Source organism: Actinoplanes sp. NPDC051633 (assembly GCF_040681735.1).
Classification (GTDB): Bacteria; Actinomycetota; Actinomycetes; order Mycobacteriales; family Micromonosporaceae; genus Actinoplanes.
Genome location: NZ_JBFAZH010000295.1, coordinates 1 through 7,564, shown reverse-complemented (window position 1 = coordinate 7,564; position 7,564 = coordinate 1). Strand labels below are relative to the sequence as shown.

The following is a 7,564-nucleotide window of genomic DNA, read 5'->3' as shown; positions in this document are numbered from 1 at the left end:
GAAGGTCTCCTACCGCTGGTGGTCCGGCGATTCCACGCTGGACACCGGCAGCCTGACCTTCGACAGGGCCGAGACGAAGTTCATCTCGATCCGCGCCGGCCGGGCCCTGTCCCCCGGCCGATACTCCAACCCGAAGGTCTCCCTGGCCGTGACCTCACCGGCAGGCACCACGACGAAGTCGATCACGTTGGAGCTGTCGTGCCGCTCGAGCGGCGGCAACGGCGATGGCGATGGCAACGGCTCCGGCACCCACCCGACCACCTCTCCGACGACCACACCCCCGCCGACCGAGCCCACAGCCCCGCCGACCGACGAGCCCACCGGCCCGGGAGACGGCGGCTAGAGCCACCTGCGGGACTTCAGGTAGAGGTACAGGCCGCCGGCGGAGAAGGCCAGCAGGCACGCGCTGAAGAGGAAACCGCTCCATTTCTCGTACCCCGGGAATGGAACGTTCTGGCCGAAGAATCCTGTGATCAGCGTCGGGACGGCGATCACCGCGGCCCACGCCGCCAGCTTGCGGGTGATGTCGTTGAGCGCGTTGCTCTGCTCGTTGAGGTCGGCCTCGAGCAGCTCGTTGATCCGCTCGCGCGCCATCTCGATCAGCTCCGCGGCCCGCCGCGCGTGATCGTCGACGTCCCGCAGGTAGGGGCCCAGGTTCTCGTCGGAGATCGGATGGGTCGTGTGCCGCAGATCGTCGACCAGGCCGCTCATCGGCGCGACCGCCCGCCGCAGGTTCCAGAGCAGGCGCCGGATCGCGAAGCCGTACATTCGGGCTCGCCGCGGCGCACCACCCTCCTCGAGCATCTCGTCCTCGGTGCCGTCCATCGCCACGTCGAGCGTCTGCGCGGCGGCCAGCTGGCCGTCGACCACCACGTCGAGCAGCGCGTAGAGCAGGAAGCCGACGCCCATGTCCGCGGCCAGCCCCTCGGCGTCCTGGTCCCACCGGGCCCGGAGGGCGTCCAGGTCACCCTTGGACTTGTGCACGGTGATCAGCGCCCGCTCGGTGACGAAGGCGCTGATCTCGGTCTTGTCCAACGACGGCGTCGAGTCCTGGGTGTGCACCTTGACCGCGTAGACGTTGAGGAACAGGTGGCCGCGGTAGTGGTCCAGCTTGGGGCGCTGGTGGTCGTCCACCGCGTCCTCGATGGCCAGCGGGTGCAGCCCGAACTGCGCCTGGATCGCCGCCAGGTCGGCCGTGCCCGGGTCCAGCAGGTCGAGCCACAGCACCGCGTCGGGGTGCGCCTTCATCAGCTCGTCGACCCGGTCGGGACCGAAGTCCTCCTCGATGACCTTTCCCCGCTCGTAGAGGCGGGTGCTGGTCGGGCATGTCGGCATGGTCACGCACTAGTCATACCCCGCCGAGTGGAAACACCGCGGCATACGGTGCAGGGTGAAGACTGGTGTGGCTCCGACGAGAGGCAGTGACATGCAGTATCGGCAACTGGGACGGTCCGGGCTCCGGGTCTCCACCTTCACGCTCGGCACGATGGGCTTCGGGGGGACGGGGTGGGCCGGCCCCGTCGGCAAGATCGACGTCGCCGGCGCCCGCGAGCAGATCGCGATCGCCCGCGATGCCGGCGTCAACCTCATCGACACGGCCGACGTCTACTCGGCCGGCCTGTCCGAGCAGATTCTCGGCGAGGCGCTCGGCGCCAACCGCGACGACGTGCTGATCGCCACCAAGGTGCGGATGCCGATGGGCGACGGGCCGAACGACGCCGGCCTGTCCCGCCACCACATCATCCGCGGCGCCGAGGCCAGCCTGCGCCGCCTCAGGACCGACTACATCGACCTCTACCAGGCGCACGAGTGGGACGGGCACACCCCGCTCGAGGAGACCCTGACCGCGCTGAACGACCTGGTGCGCAGCGGCAAGGTCCGCTACATCGGCTGTTCCAACTACGCCGCCTGGCACCTGATGAAGGCGCTGGCGATCTCGGACTCGCGGCTGCTCGAGCGGTTCGCCAGCCAGCAGGTCTACTACTCGCTGCAGAACCGCGACATCGAGGCCGAGCACGTCCCGCTGGCCGTCGACCAGGGTCTCGGCATCCTGGTGTGGAGCCCCCTGGCCGGTGGCCTGCTGTCCGGCAAGTACCGGCGCGGCGTCGAGGCGCCGGCCGGCAGCCGGCACCTGTCGGACTGGTCGGAGCCGCCGATCAACGACGAGGACAAGCTGTACGACACCATCGAGCTCGCGGTGAAGATCGGCGAGTCGCACGGCGTCTCGGCGGCCCAGGTGTCGCTGGCCTGGCTGCTGGCCAAGCCGGGCGTGACGTCGCTGGTGGTCGGCGCACGCACCGCGGAACAACTCCGCGACAACCTGGCGGCGGCCGACCTGACGCTGAGCGACGACGAGATCAAGGCGCTCGACGACGTGAGCGGCTCGCCGCTGCGCTACCCGTTCTGGCATCACCGCAACACCAGCACCGATCGCCTGAGCGAGGCCGACCTCACTCAGATCGCCCCGTTCCTGAGCTGAGATCGCGTCGCCCGGACGGATCGTCGTGGTGGCGACGATCCGTCCTGGGGCGATACGCGGCCGTCATGCGTGCGCTGGTACCGGCGTTGTCGCCGGGTGCGGCGTGCCGCCCCATTGGGCGTCGGTCATGCGCAGGATCCGCAGTCCCAGGTGCCCGAAGACGACGGCCAATCCGACGAGGCCGATCAGGCCGACGACGTCGGGCGGATCCGGCAGCAGCAGGTGCGACAGGATGATCGCCGTGACGACGGCCGGGCCCCACCAGCCGATGAGCCCGGCGCGCAACGCTGCCCAGGCCATGGCGAGCACGCCGAGACCGAAGCAGAGGATGAGCGGGAACGCGACTGCTCCGATCACCGGGCCTGCGTTGAGCCGCTCGACGTAGTCCACCATCTGCTGCCGGTCGCCGCCGTCGAGCGGCAGCGCGAAGATGTAGAACATCGCGATCGCCGCGTGGCCGAAGCCACCCAGTACGGCCAGGACCGCGGCCAGGTTGGCGAGGCCGGCGCCGCGATCGCGGGCCTGGTGCAGGATCCCCGTCGCCGCGGGGGCCATCAGGAAGCCCGAGATCAGCAACAGCACGGCCGAGATGGTGAGCGTTCCGCGATGCTGTGTGGCGGCGGTGTACATGACCTCACCGGTGCCGCCCGATGCGGGATCGAGTGGTCCCTGCGCCACCAGCAGGGCCGGAAAGATGATCAGTGCGCTGCCCATGGTGTATCTGCGCAGCCGCTGTGCGGTGGATGCCGTGGTCGACATGAGCCTGCCTCTCCGTGAGAGATGTGACCGGAGCTGGTCCGCCGGTCGGGGTCGGTGGCCACTCTCGCGCCGGGTCGAGCCGCGCGTCGTCGGCACGGAGGCTGGTTCGGCGTCCACCGATGGATGTACGCGAAGGAGTGTGCAGATCGCTCTGTCGGCTGACTCGTTCGAGGGCGCAAGCGCCGTACCGTGACCTCATGCTCCGGTGGACGCCCCGCCCGTCGACCTCGCCGCGGCCGCGGTGGTCGCCGCCGGCGCTCAGGCCGAGGTGTGGACCGGCGTCATGGTCGGTGCGCCCCGCCCGGCACTGGCCGCCGCGTACCTGATCGGTACGCTCGCGTCGGCCTGGCACCGGATCGCGCCGCTGGGCACGTTGGTCGTTGTGCTGACCGCGCTCGGCGTGGTACCCGCCTTCCTCGGTGCCGACTCGAACTCCGGATTCATCTCGTTCATCGCCGCATTCGGCGTCATCGTGTCCGCCGGCTACCATGCGCGTCGTCCCGGCGTGGCGTTGGCGATCACGCTCGGTCTGCTGGCCGTCGCAGTCGTCCGGGAGACGGGCCTGGCGGTCGAGGACATCGCGTACGCATGGCTGCTCAGCGGCAGCGGCTGGCTCGGCGGCCGGACCATCGCCAACCGGACACTGCGCGCCCAACTGTCGGAGCAACGCGCCGCGCTCGCCGAGCACGATGCACAGTGGCGGGCGGCCACGGCGGTCAGCGAGGAACGTCTTCGGATCGCCCGCGAGCTGCATGATGTGATCGGGCACAGCATCAGCGTGATGACGATGCACGCGGGCGGGGTGCGCCGGTTGCTGCGCCCGGACCAGATCGAGGAACGGGCCGCCCTGGAGGCCGTGGAGCAGACCGGGCGGGAGGCCTTGGCGGAGGTACAACGCATGCTCGGCGTGCTGCGCACATCCGAGGCCGACCAGCCGGTGCCGGCGGCGGGCCTGGCTCGCGTCGCGGAGTTGCTCGAGCCGGCCAGGGCCGGGGGGATCGACGCCGTCCTGAAGGTCACCGGCGATATTCGGCCACTGCCGGCGGGCGTCGACCTGGCCGCATACCGGATCGTTCAGGAGGCGGTCACCAATGTGCTGCGGCACGCCGCCGCGAGCCGGGTCGACTGCACCGTCGACTACGGGCCTACGGCGGTCGAGCTACGGGTCAGCGACGACGGCGTGGGCGGCGCGGCGGTGCGGCCGGGCGGACACGGGCACGTCGGCATCCGGGAGCGCGCCGCACTTTATCGGGGAACCGTCGACATAGGTCCCCGCCCGGCCGGCGGGTACGCCGTGCACGCGGTTCTGCCCGTACCCCCTCCGCTGGACACGCGCAGCCTGGAGAGCTCGCCATGATTCGCGTCCTGCTGGCCGACGATCAGGCGATGGTCCGCGCCGGATTCCGGCTGATCCTGGCCGCCGAGGCCGACATCACCGTCGTGGGTGAGGCCGGCGACGGCATCGAGGCGGTGACGTCCGCACGCCGGCTCCGGCCGGACGTCACCCTCATGGACATCAGGATGCCGCGACTGGACGGGATCGCCGCGACCCGCCGCCTGGTGGCCCACGACCCGATCGCCACCCGGATCGTCGTGCTGACCACCTTCGACGTCGACTCGCACGTCTACGACGCCCTGCGCGCCGGGGCCAGCGGCTTCCTGCTCAAGACGGCTCCGCCGGAGGACCTGGTGCGGGCCATCCGAATCGTCGCGTCCGGCGCCGGTCTGCTCGACCCGGCCGTCACCCGCCGGGTGATCGAACAGTTCGCCGGCACGCCGGCGGCGCGACCGGTCCCGCCCGAGGTCGCCGCGCTCACCGAGCGGGAGCTCGAAGTACTGCACCACGTGGCCCGCGGGCTTTCCAACGCCGAGATCGCCGCGACACTGATCGTCAGCGAGGCCACCGTGAAGACCCACGTCGCCCGGATGCTCGGCAAACTCGGCCTGCGCGACCGTGTCCAGGCCGTCGTCTACGCATACGAGAACGGCGTCGTCCGTCCCGGCGCGGGCTGATTCATCGGGTCAGCGCCGACGTTTGGCGGCGCCGAAGATCGAGCGAGCGATTTCGCGGCCCGCCGCGGTCGCCGCCGTGCGCAGGGCACTCCGCACGGTCGAGTTGCCCAGCGCCTTCTCCAGGAAGGACTTCTCGTCCTTCTTGGGCGCCGGCTTCTCCGCATGCGGTGCCTGCGCCGGCTTCTCGGCCGCGGGCGGTGGAACCGCAACCTTCTTCAGCAGCATCTCGTAGGCCGACTCACGATCGATCCGCGCGCTGTATCGAGCATTCAGCGGCGATCCGGCCACGATCCCGCTCGACACCGCGGCGTCGACCTGAGCCATCAGGGACCGCGGCGGGGGCAGCCGGGTCCACGCCACCGGCGACGGCGCGCCGCGCTCGGACAGCACCGTCACGATCGCCTCGCCCGTGCCCAGCTGGGTGAGCACCTCCTCCAGGTCGTACCCGGACCTCGGGAAGGTCGAGACGGTCGCCTTGAGCGCCTTGGCGTCCTCCGGCGTGTATGCCCGCAGCGCGTGCTGGACCCGGTTGCCGAGCTGGGCCAGCACGTCGCCGTGCACGTCCTTGGGCGTCTGTGTGACGAAGAAGATGCCGACGCCCTTGGAGCGGATCAGCCGCACGGTCTGGGTGATGGCGCTGAGGAACTCCTTGGACGCGTCGCGGAAGAGCAGGTGCGCCTCGTCGAAGAAGAACACCAGCTTGGGCTTGTCGACGTCGCCGACCTCGGGCAGATCCTGGAACAGGTCGGCCAGGAACCACATCAGGAAGGTGGCGAACAGCTCCGGCCGGCTCTGCAGGCTGGGCAGCTCGAGGATGCTGACGACGCCGCGGCCGTCCGGCGTCACCCGCAGGAAGTCGCGGGTGTCGAACTCGGTCTCGCCGAAGAAGTCGTTCGCGCCGGCGTCCGCGAACGCGATCAGCTCGCGCAGGATCACCCCGGCGGTCGCCTTGGACAGCCCGCCGAGCTCGGCCAGCTCCGCGGCGCCGGCCGGTGAGGTGAGGTGCTGGATCACCGCGCGCAGGTCGGCCAGGTCGAGCAGGGGCAGCGCGTGCTGGTCGGCGAAGTGGAAGACCAGGCCGAGCGAGGACTCCTGGACGTCGTTCAGCCCGAGGACCCGGGACAGCAGCGTCGGCCCGAACGACGTGATCGTGGCCCGGACCGGGACACCGGTGCCGTGCCCGCCGAGCGCGAAGAACTCCACCGGGTACGAGGCCGGCTGCCAATCGTACCCGATCTCCCGGGCCCGCGTGGTGACCCGCTCGCTGGCCTCACCGGGCGCCGCCATCCCGGACAGGTCGCCCTTGATGTCGGCCAGGAACACCGGGACGCCGGCCGCGGAGAGCTGCTCGGCCATGCCCTGCAACGTCTTCGTCTTGCCGGTGCCGGTGGCGCCCGCGACCAGTCCGTGCCGGTTCACCATCGACAGCGGGATGCGCACCTTGGCGGTGGGGTCGGTGGTGTCCCCGGTGACCAGGGCGCCGAGCTCGAGAACCGGCCCGGTGAACGCGTAACCCGCCCTGACCGCCGCCGCGATGTCATTGTCCGCCATGAGCTGCACCGTAGCGGTAGCGAGGGTCCTCGTCAGCGTCCGGCCCCGCTCTGGTCCAGCGCGTCGAGCCGGCGGAGCACGTCGGCCGCGGACTCGTCGCCGATCTCGACATAGAAGCCGAGCGCCTCCTGCCACGCGGCGCGGGCGGCCGCCGGGTCGCCCAGCACCTCGCGGGCGGCGCCGAGCCGGATCAGCACCTCGGCCGTGTGGAAGCGGTCCGCCGACTCGCGGAACAGGTCGGACGAGCGCTGGTACAGCTCCGCGGCGCGCGGCAGATCGCCCTGCGCCTCGAAGGCCACCGCCAGGCTGTCCAGGGTGGCGGCCTGCCCGTTGCGGTCGCCGCTGACCTCCTGCACGGCGAGCGCCTCCGAGCAGCGGGCGATGGTGACGTCGTAGTCGCCCATGTTGGCGGCCAGCCATCCGACGGCGTTCAGCGCGCGGGCCTCGCCGTCGCGGTTGCCGGCCCGGCGGTACAGCTCGACCGCCCGCTCGGCGTGTGCGCGGCCGCGCGCCATGTCGCCGCGCACCATGCTCAGCTCGGACAGGTTGTGCTCGGCCTGCGCCTCGCCGGAGTCGTCGCCCAGGTCGGCATAGATGTCGCGGGAGCGGCGCATCTTCTCGTCGGCCTCGGTCAGCAGCCCGATCCGGATCTCGGCCCGGGACAGCAGCCGCAGCGCGGTGGCCTGACCCAGCCGGTCGCCGCTGCGCTCGGCGGCGGCGAGCGCCACCCCCAGCTCCGGTGCGCAATCCAGACACCGGCAC

Annotated in this window: 7 protein-coding genes and 1 pseudogene; 4 read left to right on the top strand and 4 right to left on the bottom strand. The window is 71.1% G+C overall.

What is annotated here, in order from left to right:
* Positions 1–343, top strand: a pseudogene (locus AB0M20_RS18115) (hypothetical protein); the annotation flags it as partial.
* Here the strand turns inward: AB0M20_RS18115 and AB0M20_RS18110 are convergent.
* The gene (locus AB0M20_RS18110) at positions 340–1,335 is read right to left on the bottom strand and encodes a magnesium transporter CorA family protein (protein ID WP_364299472.1); all 996 of its coding nucleotides are present in this window, start codon (positions 1,333–1,335) and stop codon (positions 340–342) included. The pseudogene AB0M20_RS18115 and the gene AB0M20_RS18110 overlap by 4 nt on opposite strands.
* 91 nt (positions 1,336–1,426) lie before the next feature.
* Between AB0M20_RS18110 and AB0M20_RS18105 the strand changes: the two genes are divergently transcribed.
* On the top strand, positions 1,427–2,479 hold the full coding sequence (locus AB0M20_RS18105; protein WP_364299470.1) for an aldo/keto reductase: 1,053 nt from the start codon (positions 1,427–1,429) through the stop codon (positions 2,477–2,479).
* A 63-nt stretch (positions 2,480–2,542) separates the two neighbouring features.
* Here the strand turns inward: AB0M20_RS18105 and AB0M20_RS18100 are convergent, their stop codons facing one another.
* Entirely contained in the window at positions 2,543–3,238 is a 696-nt protein-coding gene (locus AB0M20_RS18100) for a hypothetical protein (RefSeq protein WP_364299468.1), read from the bottom strand.
* Positions 3,239–3,443: 205 nt separating this feature from the next.
* Between AB0M20_RS18100 and AB0M20_RS18095 the strand changes: the two genes are divergently transcribed.
* Entirely contained in the window at positions 3,444–4,595 is a 1,152-nt protein-coding gene (locus AB0M20_RS18095; protein WP_364299466.1) for a sensor histidine kinase, read from the top strand.
* Complete coding sequence (locus AB0M20_RS18090) at positions 4,592–5,251, top strand: response regulator transcription factor (RefSeq protein ID WP_364299464.1); 660 nt, start codon at positions 4,592–4,594, stop codon at positions 5,249–5,251. The genes AB0M20_RS18095 and AB0M20_RS18090 overlap by 4 nt, the downstream gene beginning before the upstream one ends.
* 9 nt (positions 5,252–5,260) lie before the next feature.
* On the opposite strand, the gene AB0M20_RS18085 is transcribed toward AB0M20_RS18090, so the two are convergent.
* Positions 5,261–6,802, bottom strand: coding sequence for a helicase HerA-like domain-containing protein (locus AB0M20_RS18085; RefSeq protein WP_364299462.1), 1,542 nt, complete (start codon positions 6,800–6,802; stop codon positions 5,261–5,263).
* A 32-nt stretch (positions 6,803–6,834) separates the two neighbouring features.
* A partial coding sequence (locus AB0M20_RS18080; RefSeq protein WP_364299460.1) for a tetratricopeptide repeat protein occupies positions 6,835–7,564 on the bottom strand: 730 nt, incomplete at its 5' end.

Coding starts and splice junctions, on each gene's coding strand:
- AB0M20_RS18110 (WP_364299472.1), bottom strand. CDS start 1,335: ATGCCGACATGCCCGACCAGCACCCGCCTCTACGAGCGGGGAAAGGTC.
- AB0M20_RS18105 (WP_364299470.1), top strand. CDS start 1,427: ATGCAGTATCGGCAACTGGGACGGTCCGGGCTCCGGGTCTCCACCTTC.
- AB0M20_RS18100 (WP_364299468.1), bottom strand. CDS start 3,238: ATGTCGACCACGGCATCCACCGCACAGCGGCTGCGCAGATACACCATG.
- AB0M20_RS18090 (WP_364299464.1), top strand. CDS start 4,592: ATGATTCGCGTCCTGCTGGCCGACGATCAGGCGATGGTCCGCGCCGGA.
- AB0M20_RS18085 (WP_364299462.1), bottom strand. CDS start 6,802: ATGGCGGACAATGACATCGCGGCGGCGGTCAGGGCGGGTTACGCGTTC.